Genomic DNA, 1,086 nt, shown 5'->3' on the forward strand with positions numbered 1-1,086 from the left:
CCCGGGCCGGGCGGCGCGGCACCCGTCCTGCTGCCGACGTACCCCTTCCAGCGCGACCGGTACTGGCTGCCCACACCGGGCCGGACGGCCGTCGCGGCCACCGCCGCGGCGCCGGCCGTGGACACTCCGCGGACCGCGGGCGACGAGGACGGCACCCCCGCCGCACGACTGGCCGCCCGGCTGGCCCCGCTGGATCGGCAGGCACGCCGCCAAGCGGTGCTCGACCTGGTCGTCCGGCACGCGGCCGCGGTCCTCGGCCATTCCGGAACCGGTCCGGTGCGCCCGGAACGCGCCTTCTCCGAGATCGGCTTCGACTCGATGCTCGCGGTGCGGTTCAGGAACGCGCTGTGCGAGGCCACCGGGCTGGCCGTCCCGCCGACGGTCGTCTTCGACCACCCGACGCCAGAGGCGCTCGCCGCCCACCTGGACGCGGAGCTGTCCGCCGCGCCCGAACCGCCCTCGCCGCTGCTGGCCGAGCTGGACCGGCTGGCCGCGCTCCTCGCGGCCGTCCCGCCCGGAGCGGCCGACACCGACGGGGTCGGCGAACGGCTGAACGAACTGCTGCGCGGCTGGGGGCGGCGCACCGGCGCACCGGGCGGCGAGGCACCACCGCCAGGACCGGTGGACCACACCGCCACCGCGATGGAAACGGCGACAGCGGACGAGCTGTTCGCCCTGCTCGACAACGACTTCGGAAACGCCTGAAAGAGAGCTGGCACTGATGTCCGACGACAAGAAGCTGCTCGACTACCTCAGGCGCGCCACCGCGGACCTCGGTGACGCCCGGAGGCAGCTGCGCGAGGCCGAGCAGGCCCGCCACGAACCGATCGCCATCGTCTCCATGGCCTGCCGCTATCCCGGCGGCGCCGACACGCCGGAACTGCTGTGGGACCTGGTCTCCCAGGGCGCCGACGCGGTCTCCGCCTGGCCGGTCAACCGCGGCTGGGACCTGGAGGGCCTCTACGACCCGGACCCCGAGCGGCCCGGTACGTCCTACACCCGGCACGGCGGCTTCCTGCACGACGCCGCCGAGTTCGACGCGGAGTTCTTCGGCATCTCGCCGCGCGAGGCCCTGGCCATGGACCC

The 1,086-nt window shown here is 75.0% G+C and carries 2 protein-coding genes; both read left to right on the top strand.

The features are described 5' to 3' along the window. Positions 1–705, top strand: a 705-nt coding sequence (locus tag ACIQOV_RS42595; RefSeq protein WP_401056651.1) for a phosphopantetheine-binding protein, incomplete at its 5' end; no start/stop codon positions are given. Positions 706–721: 16 nt separating this feature from the next. Continuing rightward, the coding region (locus ACIQOV_RS42600) for a beta-ketoacyl synthase N-terminal-like domain-containing protein (protein WP_401056653.1) at positions 722–1,086 on the top strand (365 nt) is incomplete at its 3' end.

This window comes from Kitasatospora sp. NPDC091257, assembly GCF_044757675.1.
Classification (GTDB): domain Bacteria; phylum Actinomycetota; class Actinomycetes; order Streptomycetales; family Streptomycetaceae; genus Kitasatospora; species Kitasatospora lactacystinica.